This window comes from Rhodoferax fermentans, from assembly GCF_002017865.1.
GTDB classification, from domain to species: Bacteria; Pseudomonadota; Gammaproteobacteria; order Burkholderiales; family Burkholderiaceae_C; genus Rhodoferax; species Rhodoferax fermentans.
The window spans coordinates 3,919,629-3,938,115 of record NZ_MTJN01000002.1; the positions used below are offsets into that span (position 1 = coordinate 3,919,629).

The following is an 18,487-nucleotide window of genomic DNA, read 5'->3' on the forward strand; positions in this document are numbered from 1 at the left end:
CCAAACCGTTTGCCCGCACAATAGCCGCGGTTTCCTCCCTTGCCACGGCGACTGCAAACGACTGGTCTGTTCTTCCCATCCTCAGGAGTCGGTTTATGAACATGGTGTCTTCGGCGAAAATTGGTGTGCGTCTGGCGCTGGGTTTTGCCCTGGTGTTGGCCCTGGTGGTGGTGATCACCGCCTTCAGTGTGGTTCAGCTCAACCGCCTGGCCCAGGCCAGCCAGGACATGATGCAGGAACCGCTGGCCAAAGAACGCTACATCTCGGACTGGAGCCGCAACATCAACGTGGCGGTGATCCGCACCACCGCAGTGGCCAAAAGCAGCGACGCCAGCCTGGTGCCTTTTTTTGCAGCCAATGCAGCCGAAATCACCAAAAGCACCAGTGAACTGCTGAAGAAGATCGAGCCACTGATCAACTCCCCGGAAGAAAAAGCCCTGTTCGCCAAAATCTCCGAGGTGCGCAAACTCTACTTGACCAGCCGCGACCAGGTCACCAAACTCAAAACGGACGGACAGGTCGAGGAAGCCTACAGCATCCTTGAGAAGGATTACCTGCCCGCCGCCGACGGTTACATGAAGCTGGTCGGTGAGTTTCTCGCGGTGCAACGCAAAAATCTGGACACCCGCGCTCAAGAGATGGCCGACATCGAGCGCAGCAGCCGCAACCTGCTGTTGGCTCTGGCGGTGAGTGCCCTGGCTTTGGGTGCACTGTGTGCCTGGCTGCTCACCGTGGGCATCACCGGGCCGCTGAAAAACTCGCTGGCGGTTGCCACCCGGGTGGCCGAGGGGGACCTGAGCGCCGACATCCAGGTGGTGGGCCAGGACGAAACAGCGCAGTTGCTGCAAGCCCTGTCCACCATGAAGAACCAGTTGGCGGGCATTGTGAGCCATGTGCGCCAAGGCTCCCAAGGTGTGTCGGTGGCCAGCGCCGAAATTGCCCAGGGCAACAACAACCTGAGTGAACGCACCGAACAACAAGCCAGCGCGCTCGAAGAAACCGCCGCATCGATGGAGGAACTCAGTGCCACGGTGCGACAAAACGCCGACAACGCCCGCCAGGCCAACCAGCTGGCGCAAAGTGCCAGCACGGTGGCGATCCAGGGCGGTGAGGTGGTCAACCAGGTGGTGGCCACCATGAAGGGCATCAATGACAGCTCGCGCAAGATTGCCGACATCATCGGTGTGATCGACGGCATTGCCTTCCAAACCAATATCCTGGCCCTGAACGCTGCGGTGGAAGCCGCGCGTGCTGGTGAACAGGGTCGCGGTTTTGCGGTGGTGGCCAGTGAGGTGCGCAGCCTGGCCGGGCGTTCCGCAGATGCGGCCAAGGAAATCAAAAGTCTGATCACCGACAGTGTGCAGCGTGTCGAGCAAGGCACCGCGCTGGTGGACCAGGCCGGTGTCACCATGGCCGAGGTGGTCAGCTCGATCCGGCGCGTGAACGACATCATGGGTGAGATCAGCGCCGCCAGCACCGAACAAAGCCAGGGCGTCGCCCAAATCAGCGAAGCCGTGACCCACATGGACCAAGCCACCCAGCAAAACGCCGCACTGGTGGAAGAAATGGCTGCCGCCGCCAGCAGCCTCAAATCTCAGGCGCAGGAGCTGGTGGAGGTGGTGTCGGTTTTTAAACTCTCGGCCAACTCCCAGATGGGCTGAGCTGAGCAATCGCGACGCCGTACGCTATTCCATGTGTAGCTATACCCCCTTTATTCATAAGGGCTAGAGGTATATTTCTTCATCATCCTGATTGACCTGGCAGGACCACACATCGATGGACATGCACCTCTACCCGGGTTATCTGCCTGGCACCATCGGCAGAATCGCCCAATTACACGCCTCGTTTTATGCCGAACACAGTGGGTTTGGCGTGGCGTTTGAGGCCAAGGTGGCCTCTGAACTGGCCGAGTTCTGCGTCAATATGGATCCCACCCGCGATGGGATGTGGCTGGCCGTGGCATCCGGTGAGATCCTGGGCTCCATCGTCATTGACGGTGCCAACGCCGAAGACAAAGGGGCACATCTGCGCTGGTTCATCGTCTCAGACAAGCTGCGCGGCTCAGGCGCGGGCAAGCAGCTGCTGAGCGCCGCCATGGATTTCTGTCGCAGCAAGTCATACCGCAAGGTGTACCTCTGGACGTTTGACCAACTCCACGCGGCGCGGCATCTTTACGAAAAGTACGGATTTGAACTGGCCAAGGAGCAGGTAGGCCATCAGTGGGGCAAGGAAGTGAATGAGCAACTGTTTATCAAAAGTGATGTCTGATGGCGTGGATGGCCTGATCACCGCAGGCTTATTCATCCTTCGCCCTTATGTTGAGGCTGACGCCTCCAGCATGAGCGCCGGTGTACGCGAATCCATGGAAACGCTGGGCCGTTGGATGCCATGGGCAAAACCTGATTTCAGCGATGACGATGCACGTTGCTGGTTCGCAGAGTGCAGCCGCGCTCGAGCCCTGGGTGAGGCACATGAGTTTGGCATCTTTTCCAAAGATGGCAGGTTCATCGGGGGCTGCGGCTTAAACCAGTTCTCCCAACGCGATAAGTTTTGCAACCTAGGATATTGGGTCAGGCAGTCCGAGCAGGGAAAAGGAGCCGCAACCGCCGCAACATTAGCCCTTCGGCGGCTGGCGTTTGAGTCTCTGGGCTTGGCTCGCCTGGAGATCGTTGTTGCGCAGGGCAATGAACCGAGCATCGCCGTCGCACGCAAGGCCGGTGCGGTGTACGAGTGTCTGGCACACAACAGGCTGCAGGTTCAGGGCCAGGCTACAGCTGCCCATATCTTCTCGTTCATTGCAGACACTGGCGCCGAATCTGTGAATGCATCTAGCAACACGCCTCTTGGGACGTCCGGCGTTGCGATGACCATAACTTCGCCACCGTAGGTGAGTTGATGACAATGAAGTCTCTGTGCATCAAAAGCCTGACTTCTCCATCCCAACACGTCACGAACGATCACTAACCATCGAACGGCACAGACAATCCCTGTGATTCACCAAGCGTCGCACAAGACTTTGCCAACCACCACCTCCCGCACATTCCATCATGCACATCGATCACATTGCCTTGTGGACCAACAACCTTGAACGCTGCAAGCAGTTTTACGTGTCTTACTTTGGCGCCACGGCGGGCAGCGGTTACACCAACCCGAACAAGGGTTTTGCATCTTGCTTTTTGAGCTTCTCCAGCGGTGCGCGGATCGAAGTGATGAGCACCAGCACGCTGCATCCGGTCGCCATCGAGCCAGGCGCCCAGCGCATGGGCTTGACACACTTTGCTATCTCGCTCGGTTCAGAGCAGCTGGTGGATGCGCTGACCCAGCGCCTGAAAAACGATGGCTACCCGGTGCTGGATGGCCCGCGCCGAACCGGCGACGGCTACTACGAAAGTGTGGTGCTGGACCCAGACGGCAACCGCATCGAGATCACGGCCTGAGTGGAGCCGCTGCACGGTGGAAACAAGCGACTGAACTGACTGCTGGCCACGGTAGGACGGTTGTGGCCGCCACAGACAAACCATCCCCCCACTGGTAGACGACATGACATACACACTCACCATCACCGATGTGGCAGACGAGAACATTCGACAAGCCATTCTGGCGCCACTGCGTGCTTACAACGACAGCCAGGCTGGCCCAAGCCAAGGCCGACCACTCGTCATCCAGGTGATAGACCCGATGGGTGCCACCCTGGGCGGCCTGTGGGGCTACACGGGGTATGGCTGGCTTTTCACCCAACTGCTGGTGGTTCCAGAAAGCTTGCGCGGCCAGGGCGTCGGCACCCAAGTCATGCAGCTTGCAGAAACCGAGGCCATCACGCGGGCTTGCCACAGCGCCTGGCTCGACACCTTCGAGTTCCAGGCGCGCGGCTTTTATGAACGTTTGGGTTACAGCTGTTTTGCCGAACTGCCCAACTACCCGGTGGGCTTCTCGCGCTTCTTCATGAAAAAGGGGCTCACTGCGCAGCCCACATGATCTTTGGCGCATGGTCAACCCAAGCGCTGTTGCCACCCTGGCTAGCCACAGAAACTACCATAAATATAGCTACCAGCCCTTTTATATCAAGGGCTAGAGGCCAAAATTGCTTGTAGTCGCGCCGCCACCAGGCCCGCTCTGGGCCGGTGGGCATTCAGCTTGGCAAGGCTTCAGTTTTTGGGCAAACGGGCAATTTCGGTGGTGATGGCGTCCATCTGTGCCCTGAGCATTTGCGCCACAGCGGCGTTGGCGGCCACCTGTTCGTTCTGGAGCGCCTTGCCGTATTCGTTGCGCAGTGCCTCCTCACCATCACGCACTGCTGGCAGCACATCGCGGTCCAGATCGGTCAGCCAGTCCCGCAATATCACCACCACTTTATTCACCGTGCCCTGGATGGAAGAATCGTCCTGGACCGACTCGCGCAACAGTTTGAGTTCAGCCACATGCTCGGCTGCATGCTTCTCGTGCATCGCGATGAGCCGAGCGAGCACCGTCTGGATTTCGGGCTCGGCCCGCGCCGACATCTCCCGGTAACCTTTTAAAACGTCGTTGGTGGCGGTGTGAACATCATGCAGTGCGTCGGTCATTCGTTGGCTCATGGTGGCTCCTGTGTGTAAAAGTGATTGCTTCCGTGTCTTGCCGCATGTGGTGCAACAAGCGGAAATGTCAGTGTCACGGCCCCAGGCAGGGAGGTCTGTTCGATGACGTACACAGGCCTGGACAGGCCAGATACATTGCCAAAATCAGTAGGGGTGCTTCAGCGCAGCCACCGACTTGCCAGCGCCGATCAGGCACACTGCGATGCCTACTCAGACCCTATCGCGCCATGCCCATCCCAGAATGCCCGCCCTTGCCTGTTCCCGACATAGATCCTGCGGCGGCGTTGCTGTTTGTCATCAACGCCGCTTCAGGCCGCCATGACGCGGATGTCACCCGCCAAGTCATTGAGACAGCGCTGCTGGCCGCCGGAAGAACCGGTGAGCTGTTGTTTGCCCCGCCCGATGACCTAGTTCGTGTCGCCCAGCGGGCCGCCCGGATGGCCACCGAGCGGCGCACGGCGGTGATTGCCGTGGGCGGTGATGGCACGATCAACACGGTGGCGCAGGCCGCACACGCCCAGGGCTGTGCTTTGGGGGTGATGCCGCAAGGTACTTTCAATTACTTCGCGAGGACACACGCTATCCCCACCGATCCTGCGGCGGCAGCGCAGGCTTTGCTGCGCGGCGCTCCCGTGGCGATACAGGTGGGCTTGATCAATGACCGGGTTTTCCTGGTCAACGCCAGCGTTGGCCTGTACCCCCAACTTCTGGAGGACCGAGAGGCTTACAAGGCCCGCTTTGGCCGCAGTCGGCTGGTGGCCTTCGGCGCCGGTCTGGTGACCTTGTTGGGTCGGCACCGCCAACTTCGGCTGCGCATTGAACTCGGCGCCAACGCGCGTGAGATCACCACCCCCACCCTGTTTGTTGGCAACAACCGGCTGCAGCTGGAACAAGTTGGTTTGTCGCAGGCAAGTGCACTGGACGAGGGCTGTATTGCGGCGGTGATGCTGCGCCCCATTGGTGCACTGGCCATGCTGGGGCTGATATGGCGTGGGGCCATGGGCACGCTCGGTGAGGCTGACACGGTGGAGAGTTTCAAATTCCAACGCATGCGCGTCAAACCCAGGCGGGCATGGGGGCGCCGCACGGTGAAAGTGGCGTTCGACGGCGAGGTGAGCCGCATGTCCATGCCGCTGCAGTTCCAGGTGTCGCCCCAACCGCTGTACCTGCTCAAGTCGAGAGCCGAACCGGCGGTCTCTGATGCCGAACAGGGTCACACATGAGTGTTCTGCTGCAGATCTCCGACGCCCATTTCGGCACCGAGCAGGCCTCTGTCGTTGAAGCGCTGGTGGCTTTGTCGCAGCAACAACGGCCCGATGTGCTGGTGCTCTCGGGCGACATCACCCAGCGTGCCCGTGCTAGCGAGTTCCACGCGGCACGCGCCTTGGTCAATCGGCTTGGCAAACCGGTGTTGGCCATTCCGGGCAACCACGATATCCCGCTGTTCAACCTGGGCTCGCGTCTGCTGCACCCCTACGCCCGTCACTGTGAGGCTTTCGGCGACGAGCTTGAGCCGGTGCACACCTCGCCGGAGTTGCTGGTGCTGTGTATCAACACAACACGCTGGTATCGGCACAAAAACGGGGAGGTCTCGCCCGCGCAGATAGAACGGGTGAGCAAGCGGTTGGCCAGTGCCGAACCAGGGCAGTTGCGTGTGGTGGTGGTGCATCACCCGGTGGCTGTGCTGCGCGCCGTTGATGTGCAAAACCTGCTGCGGGGCCACGCCGCCGCACTGCAACTCTGGGCCGCCGCTGGCGCTGACCTGGTTTTGGGGGGACACATCCATCTGCCGTACGTGATCGCCCTGCCCGACCTGGCGCGGCCCATGTGGGCGGTGCAGGCGGGCACCGCGGTGTCGTCACGGGTGCGCGACGGCGTGCCAAATTCTGTCAACCTGCTGCGCTGGGGCAGCGACGCACCTGCGGGGCGCTGCCTGATCGAACGCTGGGACTACACCGCTGCCAGCCAAGCCTTCGTTCGCACCGCCGTCACCGACGTTCAACCGGCACGCACCGGTACACCAGCCGATGTGGACTGACACCGAGTGGCTCGCACAAGCCGCGTTCTGGGCGGGCCAACACGCGCTGCCGCTCAGCCTGGTGCTGCTGACGCTGTTGCTGGCAAGCACCTGGGCGGGCTGGAGGCTGCTGTGGCCAGGCGCCCGGCTGGGCGGGCCAAGGGCACAAAAGACCCTGCTCACGGCACTTGGCATCACCACCCTCTTGCTGGGAGCGGGTGTTTTCACAATGCTGGCCAGAGCACTGCTGATGGGCCCAGAACTGGGCCGGGTCGACCAGCTGTTCACCGACACATTGCTCGCCCATGTGCCGCCGTCGGCACTGCCGGTGTTTGCCCTGCTGACCCACTTGGCCGACACGGCCGTGCTCACCGGCCTGGGGGTCGGTGTGGCCGTGGCGCTGGTCAGCTGGCGGCAACCCGGGCTGGCCCTCGCTTGGGTGGCTGCGGTGGGCGGCAACAGTTTGCTCAACGTCAGCCTCAAACAGGTGTTTGCCCGCACCCGGCCGCTGGATGCCGACGGGCTGGCGCTGGCACCAGGATTCAGCTTCCCCAGCGGACACAGCTCCGGCGCGGTGGTCGCCTATGGCATGTTGGCTTATCTGGCGCTCCGGTTACTGCCAGCCAGGTGGCATCTGCCAGCGCTGTTGACCGCCGTAGGCATCGCTTTTTCGGTCTGTGTCAGCCGCCTGTTTTTGCGCGTGCATTTTGCAAGTGACGTTATCGCGGGTTGGATGTCGGGCACCGTATGGCTTGCGCTGTGCATCATGGGTGTGGAGCTGCTGCGTCGCGCCGCCAAGGGCTGAGGCTACGCTGAGCCCCATCATCATGGCCAGCTGGATGCAGCTGCGGTGTTTACGACTTGGGCAATTGGGAACTCTGGCAAACGGTTTGGGGTGAAACGTGGACTTGTCTTGCAGCGGCTGCTGTGGTCAACGAGAAACCGTGATAGGCGGTTTGGGCCAAGAGCCGTCAATAGCGAATGACCGCTCAAACGCAGCCTGATACGCCGCGCCAACCCGTCAAGCTTCTACGGGTCAAAGCTTGATCAACGGCAAATTCTGCAATCCATTTCAGCATGTGGCTCCGTATGTCGATGGGCTGCAGAGGGGTCCGCACGTCTCGCGCCTGCAGAAAATTTTCAAAGAATATACAATATTGTTAAATATTGACATTTTGTTATTTTAAAAGGAGTGGCGTTTGTATGAATCAGACAGCGACAGCGCCTCGCAAAGCACTTGACCTAACCAGCGTGCAATCGAGTGCGCATGAACTGAACATCAGCGAGTTCCTTGCCTTCAAACTCGGAGATGAAGAGTACGGCATCGACATCCTGCGGGTGCAGGAAATTCGCTCCTTCGAGCGTCCCACCCGCATGGCCAATGCGCCTGAACACATTTTGGGGGTGGTCAACCTGCGCGGTGTGATCGTGCCGGTGGTGGACATGCGTATCAAGTTCAAGCTCAACCCGGTCAATTACGACCACTTCACTGTGGTGATTGTTCTCAACATCGGCAGCCGGGTGGTGGGCATGGTGGTCGATGGGGTCTCAGACGTCATCACCCTGAGCCCGGAGCAATTACGCCCGGTGCCCGAGCTGTCATCGGCCATTGGCAGCGACCACCTGCTGGCCATAGGCTCGCTGGAAAACCGCATGCTGATCCTGATCGACATCGGAAAACTCATGTCCAGTTCGGACATGGGCATAGATCCTTCAATGGCTTGAAACAGCTGCAACTACCTGGAATTTCCTATGAACAATTTGACGGTACGTACAAAGTTGGCTTGGTCGTTTGGTGGACTGGCCTTGATGGTTTTACTGGTATCTGGCTTTTCCGCGAAGATGCTCAACGATGCCCACGATCGTTTTGAAAACTACATCAATGGCATCAACGCACAGGCCCAGATGGCAGCTGGCGTGCGACAAGCGGTGGACAGTCGTGCCATAGCGGCGCGCAATCTGGTGTTGGTGACACAACCACAAGACTTGGCCATTGAGAAAAACAACGTCTTGCAAGCGCATAAAGATGTGGGGCAGCGCATGGCCAAACTCAAAGAGATGGCCAAAGAGGCTGATGTATCAGACGAAGCGCGTCGCTTGATTGCCGAGATCGACAAGATTGAACAATCATACGCACCAGTGGCCATGGGTATTGTTGAGTTGACCCTCAGTAACAAGCATGAAGAAGCCATTGCAAAAATGAATACGGAATGCCGCCCTCTTTTGGCGGCATTGGCTAAAGCTGAAACCAACTATGCGGATTTCACGGCAGCGCGTTCCGTCGAGTTGGTAGAAGAGTCGGAAGCCATCTACGTCACGCAGCGAGTTGTCTTGATCACTGTCTGCTTATTTGTGTTTGGAGTGGCCGTATTGGCGGGCGTACTCATTACCCGAAGCCTGACCCGTGCGCTGGGGGCCGAGCCAGCCGATTTGAGCCATGCAGCCAGCCTTGTGGCTGATGGCGATCTGACTGCCACTTTGCAGGTTCGCAGTGGAGATACGACCAGTGTGATGGCAGCCATGGCCCGCATGCAAACAGGCTTAGTGAGTGTGGTCTCCAAGGTACGCGCCGGCTCCGACTCGGTGGCCACCGCCAGCTCCGAGATCGCCCAGGGCAACAACGACCTGAGCCAACGCACCGAAGAACAGGCCAGCGCTCTGGAGGAAACAGCCGCTTCCATGGAAGAGCTCAGTTCCACCGTCAAACAAAACGCCGACAACGCCCGTCAGGCCAACCAGCTCGCCCAAAACGCCAGCTCGGTGGCCATCAAGGGCGGTGAAGTCGTCGCCCAGGTGGTGGACACCATGAAAGGCATCAATGAAGCTAGCCGCAAGATCAGCGACATCATCAGTGTGATCGACGGCATCGCCTTCCAGACCAACATCCTCGCGTTGAATGCGGCGGTCGAAGCCGCCCGTGCGGGTGAACAGGGTCGTGGTTTTGCGGTGGTGGCCAGTGAAGTGCGCAGCTTGGCAGGCCGCAGTGCTGAAGCCGCCAAAGAAATCAAGACCCTGATCAGCACCAGTGTCGAGCGGGTCGAACAAGGTACAGCCCTGGTGGACCAGGCCGGTACCACCATGACCGAAGTAGTGGCCTCCATTCGCCGGGTCAACGACATCATGGGTGAGATCAGTGCAGCCAGCACCGAGCAAAGCCAGGGTGTGGGCCAGATTGGGGAAGCCATCCAGCAGATGGACCAGGTCACCCAGCAAAACGCGGCTTTGGTGGAAGAAATGGCCGCAGCGGCCAGCAGCCTCAAGAGTCAGGCACAGGATCTGGTGCAAACAGTGGCGGTGTTCAAGCTCGCCGCCGGGTAAGGAGCCGAGCCTTCAACTCTCGCTACACATTGACCTAAGCGGCCAGTCACAGCCCCCCCTGGCCGCTGGCCTTCAGCAAAATGGCTGAGGTCTAGTCCACGTCCAAGTCTGCCGCCTCGGCCAACAACATGTAACTGTGATTCAATCCCGGCCATCCATTGTTGGGGAACGGGTCTGTTCAAGAACACACTGTGCTTCCTACACAGCATTCAGGTACTCGGAGTTTCATGCGCGTAAGGACACCTAGGGCATGGGCTTGTGACATCACATACGACAAGTCCCCATGCGCAAACCGCCATCTTTTAAAGTGCACCCATGCCGACCACCACTTACCTGACCGCTGCTTTCTACAAATTCGTCACGCTCTCGGACTACGCATCCCGCAAGGCTCCCCTGTTGGCGTTTTGCGAGCAGCGCAAGGTAAAGGGCACCATTCTTTTGGCACGTGAGGGCATCAACAGCACCATTGCTGGTGCGCCTGACGATGTGCACGCGGTGCTGGCCTATTTGCGCAGCGACCCGCTCTTGGCCGACCTGCAACACAAGGAATCGTTCGCTGAGACAGCGCCGTTTCACCGCATGAAGGTGCGTTTGAAACAAGAAATCGTGACCATGGGCGTGCCTGGCACAGACCCCACCCACATCGTTGGCACTTACGTCAAGCCGCAGGACTGGAATGCGCTGATTGCCGACCCCGATGTGGTGGTGGTCGACACGCGCAATGACTACGAGGTGGCTATTGGCAGCTTTCGTGGCGCGATAGACCCTCAGATCCGCACGTTTTCGGCCTTGCCCGCCTGGACCGAACAGGCGGAACAACTGCGCCCCACAGCCGATGGCAAAAAACCGAAAGTGGCCATGTTTTGCACCGGGGGTATCCGCTGCGAAAAGTCCACCGCATACCTGCGCTCCCAAGGTTATGACGAGGTCTACCACCTCGAAGGCGGCATCCTCAAATACCTGGAGACCGTGCCGCCAGAGGAAAGCCTATGGGAAGGTACTTGTTTTGTCTTTGATGAGCGCGTGTCGGTAGACCACGGCCTGACACCGGGCACCCACAAGCTGTGCCGGGGTTGCCGCATGCCACTGGCGGACGGCGCGCAGGAGTCGCCCTTGTTTGAGCTGGGTGTGAGCTGCCCGCGCTGCCATGCCAGCACAAGCGATGTCCAAAAGAGCCGGGCCCGGGAGCGCCAGCGCCAATGGGTTCTGGCCAAAGCACGCGGCGACACGCACATTGGCGAAACCACGCCACCGGTGCTCAGCAAACCCCTCCCATCCGACGTCGCCAGCGACTGTTCCCAGACCAGAGCCGCTGACTGATGGCAGCATCGGGGCCAACTGCGGCACAGCCGCTGCAGCCGCCACTGCCCGTTCTGTATTCGTTTCGGCGTTGCCCCTACGCCATGCGTGCCCGTTTGGCGCTGGTGGCCAGCGGCATGGTGTGCGAGCTGCGCGAGGTGGTGCTCGCACACAAGCCTGCCGCGCTGCTGCTGGCTTCGCCCAAAGGCACGGTGCCTGTTCTGGTGTTGCCAAACGGCACCGTGCTGGAGCAAAGCCTGGACATCATGCTGCATGCCCTGCACCAAAGTGATCCGTGGCAGTGGCTACCCTCATCCGTACAGGATCTCAGCGCCACGCTCGCCCTCATTGCCCAGTGCGACGGCAGTTTCAAAGTGCATCTCGACCGCTACAAATACCCCAACCGCTACGCTCTGCCTGATGGCCTAGGTGATCGCGCCGAGGGCGCAGTGTTTTTGCAAAAGCTCAATGATCTGCTGGCGACCCAGCGTTTTCTGCACGGCGGACACTTCGGTCTGGCCGATGCTGCCATCGCGCCTTTTGTGCGCCAATTTGCGCACACCGATGTCTCCTGGTTTGCCAGCCAGCCGTGGTCCGCGCTTGGCGCCTGGCTGACGGCGTTTGAAACGTCCAAGGCGTATTTGCAGGTGATGGACAAGGTGCCAACTTGGTGTGAAGGCCAATCGCCGTGGCGATTTCCAGCCCTGTAAACGATATTTGTTCGATCACCAGGCGTGCAGGCCTGACGCGTCACACAGTGAAGAAGCACCTGCAGACCGTTGAGACTGAGCCCATTTGAAACAGATCGGACGTCCGCTTTAGGATGGGTCATTCAAATGTATGGAGGGCCGCTTTGGGTCGGCGTCAACAGGCAAAGGTCTGAGACCGGCTTTCGCTCTGAGGTGTTTACCCCCAACAGTAGCTACAACTAAAATAGCTACCAGCCCTTTTCTCAAAAGGGCTACAAGCCAAAAAGGCTTGTAACCCCCGGCAAAGTTCAGCCCTTCTTGACCGAGTTGCGCAGACCCAAGGACACCAGGAAACCGGCCAGCAAAAACGCGGCGCCCACGTAGAAGGCGTAGGTGGAGGCGTTGTCCGGGTAGTTGTCGCGCAGCCAGGCCACCAGTTGCGGGCCCACAATACCGGCCGAACCCCAGGTGGTCAGAATGGCGCCGTAGGCGGTGGCCATTTTTTTGGCGCCAAAAGTGTCCGACACAAAGGCCGGGATGGTGCCAAAACCGCCGCCGTAACACAGCAGGATGTAACACACCAGCACCCCAAACACCCAGGGGCTTTGCACAAAACCCAGCGTCAGGAACGCGGCAAACTGGCTCAGCAGCATGATGCGAAACGCGGTGACACGGCCCAGCTTGTCAGACAGGCTGCCCCAGGCAAAACGCCCGACACCGTTGAACAACGCGCTGAACGCAATCAAGGTGGCGCCATAACTGGCCAGCTGTTCGGGTGTCAAGCTGGCGTCCTGGCGTTGCCACAACTCCTGCACCATGGGCGACTGAAAACCGATGAACATGATGCCCGCCACGGTGTTGCAGAACATCAGCAACCACATGGTGGCAAACCGGCGCGAGGTCAACAAAGCGCGGGTGCTGGCAAACTGCACCTCACCCTCGCCCGAGCCGTAACCACCGCCCTGGGTGCTGCCACTCGGTGGGTCTTGCAAGGCCCAGGCAATCGGTGTGGCCAGCAGCAAAAAGGCCACACCCAGCACCGCAAACACCAGCGGAAAGCTGTGGTCCAACAGTTGCAGCAACATGGGTGCGATCAGTTTGGACATGATCATGGCACCCAGGCCAAAACCCATGATCACCATGCCGGTGGCCAATCCCTTTTTGTCCGGGAACCATTTGGCCACGGTGGCCACCGGGGGCACATAGGCCAGCCCGATGCCAGTGCCGCCAATCACGCCATAACCCAGGTACAAAAACGGCAAGGACTTGAAGTACAGCGCCAGCGCCCCCAACAGGTAACCGCTGCCAAACAACACAATGCCCAGCACCGCCAGTTTGCGCGGGCCATAAACGGGCAACTTGTTGCCACCCACTGCGGCGCCCAGGCTCAAGAACAGGATGGTGGTGCTGAACACCCAGGCCACCTGGGTGTTGCTCCAGCCATAGGCCTCGATCAGCGGGTTTTGGAAATAACTCCAGGCGTAGACCGTGCCAATACACATCTGCAAAGCCGTGCCGAGCACGGCCATCCACCAACGGTTCATGCCATATCCTTGTTTTTTTGCGGTCCCAGGATGTCGGCCAAGTTGCCTTCCTGGTGAAAAGAGTCTTCGATCAGGTTCAGGATGTGTTGCAACAGGTCACGTGAATAAATCACGCCCAACGGGTGGCGGTAACCATTGATCACCGGCAGATGGCGAAAGCCACGTGTGCGGATGATCTGGATACATTCCTCCAACGGGGTGTCTTCGGTCACAGCCACCGGGTTGGGGGTCAGCACCATGCTCACTGTGGTGCTTTCGGGGTCGCGACGGCGTGCGACCACACGCTGCAAGATGTCGCGCTCCGACAAGATGCCGACCAGGCGGTCGTTGTCCACCACCAACAGCGCACCCAGATTGGCCTGCACCATGCGGTCAGCCGCTGTGAGCACGGTTTCATACGGTGTGACGGTGGTCAACCGCCGTTTCATCAATGCCGCAGCGGGCCCCAGCTTCATCGTCGTCATGGCTATCTTTCTAGACGTCCACCGTCAAGTTGTACTTGCGAAAAGTCTCCACCACCTCTTGCACCTGCGCGACGCTGGGTGATGGTGTGTCCTTGAGTTCATAGTTAAAACCCATGCGCTCCCATTTGTACTCGCCCATCTTGTGGAACGGCAGGATTTCCACCTTTTCGATGTTGGTCATGGGCGCCAAAAACTGGGCCAGACCTTCCACATTGGCGGCCGAGTCGGTGACACCGGGCACCAGCACAAAACGGATCCAGGTCTTCTTGTTGATGCTGTTCAAGTACTCGGCAAAACGCAGCGAGGGTTCCCGCGGCACACCGGTCAGCCGGGTGTGGGTGTCGGGATCAAAGGCTTTGATACACAGCATCACCAGGTCCACATGTTGCACCACGTCGGCGGCCACACTCTGGTGGGCAAAGCCCGAGGTATCGAGCGTGGTGTGGATGCCCAGCTCCTGGCAGCGGCGGAACACCTCGCGGGTGAAGTCACGCTGGATCAGCGGTTCACCCCCGGTGAGGGTGACCCCACCGCCGGTGAACTTCATGTAAGACCTGTACTTGGTGATCTCTGACATCAGCGCGTCCACACTGATCTCACGCCCGTCACGCAGGGCCTGGGTGTCCGGGTTGTGGCAGTACAGGCAGCGCAGCGGGCAGCCCTGCGTGAACACCACAAATCGGATGCCCGGGCCGTCCACCATGCCACCACTCTCCAAAGAGTGGATTCGGCCGGTGAGCGGCGTGGATTCGGATGGCGCCAAGACGTTGGTCGCCATCCTGGCCCGCATATCGGCCAGATGGTGCGTCGACATCAACCGCCCCGCTTAAATGCGCTCGTGCAGGGTGCGGTTGATCACATCCAACTGCTGTTCACGCGTGAGCTTGATGAAGTTGACCGCGTAGCCCGAGATACGGATCGTGAGCTGCGGATACTTCTCAGGGTGCTCCATCGCGTCTTTGAGTGTCTCCACATTGAACACGTTGACATTGATGTGGTGGCCGCCGTCGGTGAAGTAGGCGTCCAAAATGCCACACAGGTTGTCCACGCGCTCCTTGTCGAGCTTGCCCAGGGCCTTGGGCACGATCGAGAAGGTGTACGAGATGCCGTCAGCGGCGTACTCGTAGGGCAGCTTGGCCACCGAGGCCATCGACGCCACCGCGCCGTTGTGATCCCGCCCGTGCATCGGGTTGGCACCCGGTGCAAACGGTTCACCGGCCTTGCGACCGTCCGGCGTGTTGCCGGTGGCCTTGCCGTACACCACGTTGGAGGTGATGGTCAGGATCGACTGGGTCGGCTTGGCGTTGCGGTAGCAATCGTGTTTGCGGATTTCGGTCATGAAACGGGTCATGATGTCCACCGCAATCTGGTCCACACGGTCGTCGTTGTTGCCGTACTGCGGGTATTCACCCTCAATCTCGTAGTCCACCGCCAAGCCCGCTTCGTTGCGGATGATCTTGACCTTGGCGTATTTCATCGCCGAGAACGAGTCCGCCACCACCGACAAACCAGCCATGCCGCAGGCCATGGTGCGCAAGATGTCGCGGTCGTGCAGCGCCATCTCCAGACGCTCGTAGCAATACTTGTCATGCATGTAGTGGATGACGTTGAGCGTGTTGACGTACAGGCGAGCCAGCCATTTCATGAACTGCTCGTAGCGGTACATCACCTCGTCGTAGTCCAGGTAGTCACCGGTGATCGGTGAGAACGGTGGGCCAACTTGTTCGCCAGATTTTTCGTCGATACCGCCGTTGATCGCGTACAACATGCACTTGGCCAGGTTGGCGCGCGCACCAAAGAACTGCATCTGTTTGCCAATGGTCATGGCCGAGACGCAGCAGGCAATGCCGTAGTCGTCGGTGTAGAGCGGGCGCATCAGATCGTCGTTTTCGTACTGCAGCGAGCTGGTGTCGATCGACACCTTGGCGCAGTACTTCTTGAAGTTGGCCGGCAGACGCTCGGACCACAACACGGTCAGGTTTGGCTCCGGCGCGGCACCCAGGTTGTACAGGGTGTGCAGGAAGCGGTAGCTGGTCTTGGTGACCATCGGCACACCGGCTTGCGACATACCGCCCAGGGCTTCGGTGACCCAGGTCGGGTCGCCCGAGAACAGCGCGTTGTATGCTGGCGGACGCAGGAAACGCACCATCCGCAATTTCATGACGAAATGGTCGATCAGCTCCTGAGCTGCGGACTCGGTGAGTTCACCCTTGACCAGATCGCGCTGGATGTAGATGTCCAGGAAGGTCGAGACCCGGCCCAGCGACATGGCGGCACCGTCTTGTTCCTTGATCGCGCCCAGGTAGGCGAAATAGGTCCACTGAATGGCTTCACGGCCATTGCTTGCAGGCTCGCTGATGTCAAAACCGTAGCTCTTGGCCATGGTGATGAGTTCTTTGAGCGCGCGGATCTGTTCCGAGGTTTCTTCACGCTTCTGGATGGTGTCGCTGTCCATCACGTCAAAATCGAGCGAGGTCAGCTGCGCTTGTTTGTCTTCAATCAGGCGGTTCACCCCGTACAGGGCCACACGACGGTAGTCACCGATGATGCGGCCACGGCCATAAGCGTCGGGCAGGCCGGTGATGATGCCGGAGCTGCGCACCGCCATCATCTTCTTGGTGTAAGCATCAAACACGCCGTCGTTGTGGGTCTTGCGGTATTTGAAGACACGTGCGGTTTCAGGATCCATCTCGCGGCCATAGGCCTTGAGGGCACTTTGCACCGTGCGGATGCCGCCAAACGGCATGATGGCGCGTTTCAAAGGCGCATCGGTCTGCAGCCCAACAATCTGCTCCAGACCTTTGTTGATGTAACCGGGACCGGAGGCATCAATGCCTGCGATCACCTTGGTTTCCACGTCCAGAATACCCTTCTGGATCTCTTCCTTCATGAGTTCCTTGACCTGACCCCAGAGTTCGTCGGTGCGAGGTGTGGTGGGAGCCAGGAAAGCGCTGTCGCCGGTGTAGGGCGTGAAATTGTCCTGAATGAAGTCGCGCACATTGATCTCGCGCGTCCATTTGCCCTGTTTGAAGCCGTCCCACGCAGACAATTTATTGTCCGGAGCGCTCATTGCCAACTCTTTATCCACTGAACCCATCGTTAACTCCTTTTCAAGAAATTGAAGGTGTGAGATATCTGCCCGGCCACAAGAGCCCTGGGTGCTCCGCCTGAGCTGGCTGCTCGGCACGCGGAAAAAGACTGTGTCACCGGGAGATCCAACGGCGTTTTTATTTCACCGTATGAAGTTTATTGTCGCTTAATGGAAGTTTTACACAAGCCACCCCAAGCCGCCAAACCCAATTTCGCTTGATCAGGATCAATAATGATTAAAAAATAATGAACGAATAATGAATAACTTGGCCGCCGACCCTGTCCCCGCCTGCCAAGTCAGGCCCGCCGCCCTGCACCCGCCCCCCTATGCTGTCATAGATAGGAGGCATTTTGGCCTCAATCCCTTATAAAGCATGGGTGTATTTCTATCGATTCAGTAGCGCGCCAGGCGTTGCACGGTGGGCATGAACTGCTCGGCACGGGCGGCGGTGAGCACCTCGGCCGGGGCATTGGACAGCCGGTCTGCGGGCATGGTGTTTGCCAGCCAATGGTTGGGCAGGGCAAACCAGTTGGCCACCTGCCAGTTGTCATACACGCTGGCCAGCTCCGACAGCACCTCGGCCAGACCCTGCAGGCGGCCCATGTCGGCTCGCTGGAACTGGAACACCGGCAACCAGATGCGCGACAGCCACTCAAAACTCACCACCTGGCGGTCCAGCACCCAGCCCGCCAGGGTGTGTACATCGGTGCCGCTGTGCGGTTTGCAACGGGCAGCCACATCCGGCGCACGCCACAAACCACCGCTGTGGCGGTAGGCTTTGAGCATGTCCATGAACTGCTGGTCAGACGCGGTTGGCAAGGCCAGCGGCGGTGCCAGAGGCCTGCCAACTGAAACCAGCCGAGGTACTTTGCGGTAACCCATCGGTGCCTGGGTTGTGAGCTTGTCCAGTTCAGCCATGCTGCTCTCCCGTAGAAGAGCCTGACCTTAGATATCTGGTGTTGGGAGGTCTGTGCGCTGGGCAACACAGTCGCAACAGCATCCCGAACAGCTTCAATAAAGATAGCAACAAGCCCTTTTTCCAAAAGGGCCATCTGCCAGTCTGTTACATACCTTCTGGACAACCTCCAGTGGCATACGGCACCCCGGTGCAGCAGTGTTCGGCAGCGCACAGACCCCAGCCGCAGCGCTGGGCACACTCCAGCCCAAGACCTCCCAAGCCCTTGACAGCGCACCCCAGCGGCGCGAGGTCATCCGTCCAACACAACCCAGGGCCAGACCATGATCCATTTCACTTACCCAGCCCAAGGCTGGAGCACCGCCTCCAATGGCCTCGTTGCCGACACCTCACCGGGTGAACTGGAGGCGCTGGGTCAACACCTGGACAGCTGCCAGAACAAACATCGGCACTTGCTCAGCCTGCACTGTGCCGCGCAGAAGTTGCGCAGCTTCATGGCCGCACGTTTTGTGACTACCGTGGTGGTGGCGGTCGTTTTTCTGGGCATGAACATCTGGTTGTTCTAGGGCCGCGCC

The 18,487-nt window shown here is 59.5% G+C and carries 19 protein-coding genes; 13 read left to right on the top strand and 6 right to left on the bottom strand.

The genetic code is table 11. The features are described from left to right. The first annotated feature begins 95 nt into the window (after positions 1 to 95). From RF819_RS18195 to RF819_RS18215, 5 genes are all read left to right on the top strand, one after another. Positions 96 to 1,661, top strand: coding sequence for a methyl-accepting chemotaxis protein (locus tag RF819_RS18195; RefSeq protein ID WP_078366276.1), 1,566 nt, complete (start codon positions 96 to 98; stop codon positions 1,659 to 1,661). Positions 1,662 to 1,776: 115 nt separating this feature from the next. Beyond that, entirely contained in the window at positions 1,777 to 2,268 is a 492-nt protein-coding gene (locus RF819_RS18200; protein ID WP_078367046.1) for a GNAT family N-acetyltransferase, read from the top strand. Continuing rightward, positions 2,237 to 2,887 (top strand): GNAT family N-acetyltransferase, encoded by a 651-nt coding sequence (locus RF819_RS18205; protein WP_242473332.1) that lies wholly within the window; start codon positions 2,237 to 2,239, stop codon positions 2,885 to 2,887. The genes RF819_RS18200 and RF819_RS18205 overlap by 32 nt, the downstream gene beginning before the upstream one ends. A 160-nt stretch (positions 2,888 to 3,047) precedes the next feature. Continuing rightward, positions 3,048 to 3,437 carry a VOC family protein gene (locus RF819_RS18210; protein ID WP_078366278.1) on the top strand — a complete coding sequence of 130 codons (390 nt, stop codon included), beginning with the start codon at positions 3,048 to 3,050 and terminating at the stop codon, positions 3,435 to 3,437. 103 nt (positions 3,438 to 3,540) lie between these two features. Further along, positions 3,541 to 3,975 carry a GNAT family N-acetyltransferase gene (locus tag RF819_RS18215; protein ID WP_078366279.1) on the top strand — a complete coding sequence of 145 codons (435 nt, stop codon included), beginning with the start codon at positions 3,541 to 3,543 and terminating at the stop codon, positions 3,973 to 3,975. A 170-nt stretch (positions 3,976 to 4,145) separates the two neighbouring features. On the opposite strand, the gene RF819_RS18220 is transcribed toward RF819_RS18215, so the two are convergent. After that, positions 4,146 to 4,574 carry a DUF2383 domain-containing protein gene (locus RF819_RS18220; protein WP_078366280.1) on the bottom strand — a complete coding sequence of 143 codons (429 nt, stop codon included), beginning with the start codon at positions 4,572 to 4,574 and terminating at the stop codon, positions 4,146 to 4,148. Positions 4,575 to 4,801: 227 nt separating this feature from the next. Between RF819_RS18220 and RF819_RS18225 the strand changes: the two genes are divergently transcribed. From RF819_RS18225 to RF819_RS18255, 7 genes are all read left to right on the top strand, one after another. Continuing rightward, positions 4,802 to 5,797, top strand: a complete 996-nt coding sequence (locus RF819_RS18225) for a diacylglycerol/lipid kinase family protein (protein WP_078366281.1) — start codon at positions 4,802 to 4,804, stop codon at positions 5,795 to 5,797. Further along, positions 5,794 to 6,612, top strand: coding sequence for a metallophosphoesterase family protein (locus tag RF819_RS18230; RefSeq protein ID WP_078366282.1), 819 nt, complete (start codon positions 5,794 to 5,796; stop codon positions 6,610 to 6,612). Before RF819_RS18225 ends, RF819_RS18230 begins: the two co-directional genes overlap by 4 nt. Then, positions 6,602 to 7,396 carry a phosphatase PAP2 family protein gene (locus RF819_RS18235; protein WP_078366283.1) on the top strand — a complete coding sequence of 265 codons (795 nt, stop codon included), beginning with the start codon at positions 6,602 to 6,604 and terminating at the stop codon, positions 7,394 to 7,396. Before RF819_RS18230 ends, RF819_RS18235 begins: the two co-directional genes overlap by 11 nt. Positions 7,397 to 7,794: 398 nt before the next feature. Further along, positions 7,795 to 8,316, top strand: a complete 522-nt coding sequence (locus tag RF819_RS18240) for a chemotaxis protein CheW (RefSeq protein WP_078366284.1) — start codon at positions 7,795 to 7,797, stop codon at positions 8,314 to 8,316. A 27-nt stretch (positions 8,317 to 8,343) separates the two neighbouring features. After that, a complete protein-coding gene (locus RF819_RS18245; protein ID WP_143541760.1) occupies positions 8,344 to 9,909 on the top strand; it encodes a methyl-accepting chemotaxis protein in 1,566 nt (521 codons plus the stop codon). A 315-nt stretch (positions 9,910 to 10,224) separates the two neighbouring features. Beyond that, positions 10,225 to 11,229 (top strand): oxygen-dependent tRNA uridine(34) hydroxylase TrhO, encoded by a 1,005-nt coding sequence (trhO, locus tag RF819_RS18250; RefSeq protein WP_078366285.1) that lies wholly within the window; start codon positions 10,225 to 10,227, stop codon positions 11,227 to 11,229. Further along, complete coding sequence (locus RF819_RS18255) at positions 11,229 to 11,918, top strand: glutathione S-transferase (RefSeq protein WP_078366286.1); 690 nt, start codon at positions 11,229 to 11,231, stop codon at positions 11,916 to 11,918. The genes trhO and RF819_RS18255 overlap by 1 nt, the downstream gene beginning before the upstream one ends. A gap of 287 nt (positions 11,919 to 12,205) precedes the next feature. Here RF819_RS18255 and RF819_RS18260 read toward each other — a convergent pair whose 3' ends face one another. The 5 genes from RF819_RS18260 to RF819_RS18280 form a co-directional block, all read right to left on the bottom strand. Beyond that, the gene (locus tag RF819_RS18260) at positions 12,206 to 13,441 is read right to left on the bottom strand and encodes an L-lactate MFS transporter (protein ID WP_078366287.1); all 1,236 of its coding nucleotides are present in this window, start codon (positions 13,439 to 13,441) and stop codon (positions 12,206 to 12,208) included. Beyond that, complete coding sequence (locus RF819_RS18265) at positions 13,438 to 13,905, bottom strand: CBS domain-containing protein (protein WP_078366288.1); 468 nt, start codon at positions 13,903 to 13,905, stop codon at positions 13,438 to 13,440. The genes RF819_RS18260 and RF819_RS18265 overlap by 4 nt, the downstream gene beginning before the upstream one ends. 10 nt (positions 13,906 to 13,915) lie before the next feature. Then, entirely contained in the window at positions 13,916 to 14,719 is an 804-nt protein-coding gene (pflA, locus tag RF819_RS18270) for a pyruvate formate-lyase-activating protein (protein ID WP_200224421.1), read from the bottom strand. A gap of 12 nt (positions 14,720 to 14,731) precedes the next feature. After that, a complete protein-coding gene (gene pflB, locus RF819_RS18275; protein WP_143541761.1) occupies positions 14,732 to 16,975 on the bottom strand; it encodes a formate C-acetyltransferase in 2,244 nt (747 codons plus the stop codon). Between the two features lie 414 nt (positions 16,976 to 17,389). Next, the gene (locus RF819_RS18280) at positions 17,390 to 17,914 is read right to left on the bottom strand and encodes a hypothetical protein (protein WP_078366290.1); all 525 of its coding nucleotides are present in this window, start codon (positions 17,912 to 17,914) and stop codon (positions 17,390 to 17,392) included. Positions 17,915 to 18,235: 321 nt separating this feature from the next. Here RF819_RS18280 and RF819_RS18285 point away from each other — a divergent pair, with 321 nt between their 5' ends. Then, positions 18,236 to 18,478 carry a hypothetical protein gene (locus tag RF819_RS18285; RefSeq protein WP_078366291.1) on the top strand — a complete coding sequence of 81 codons (243 nt, stop codon included), beginning with the start codon at positions 18,236 to 18,238 and terminating at the stop codon, positions 18,476 to 18,478. Positions 18,479 to 18,487 lie beyond the last annotated feature (9 nt).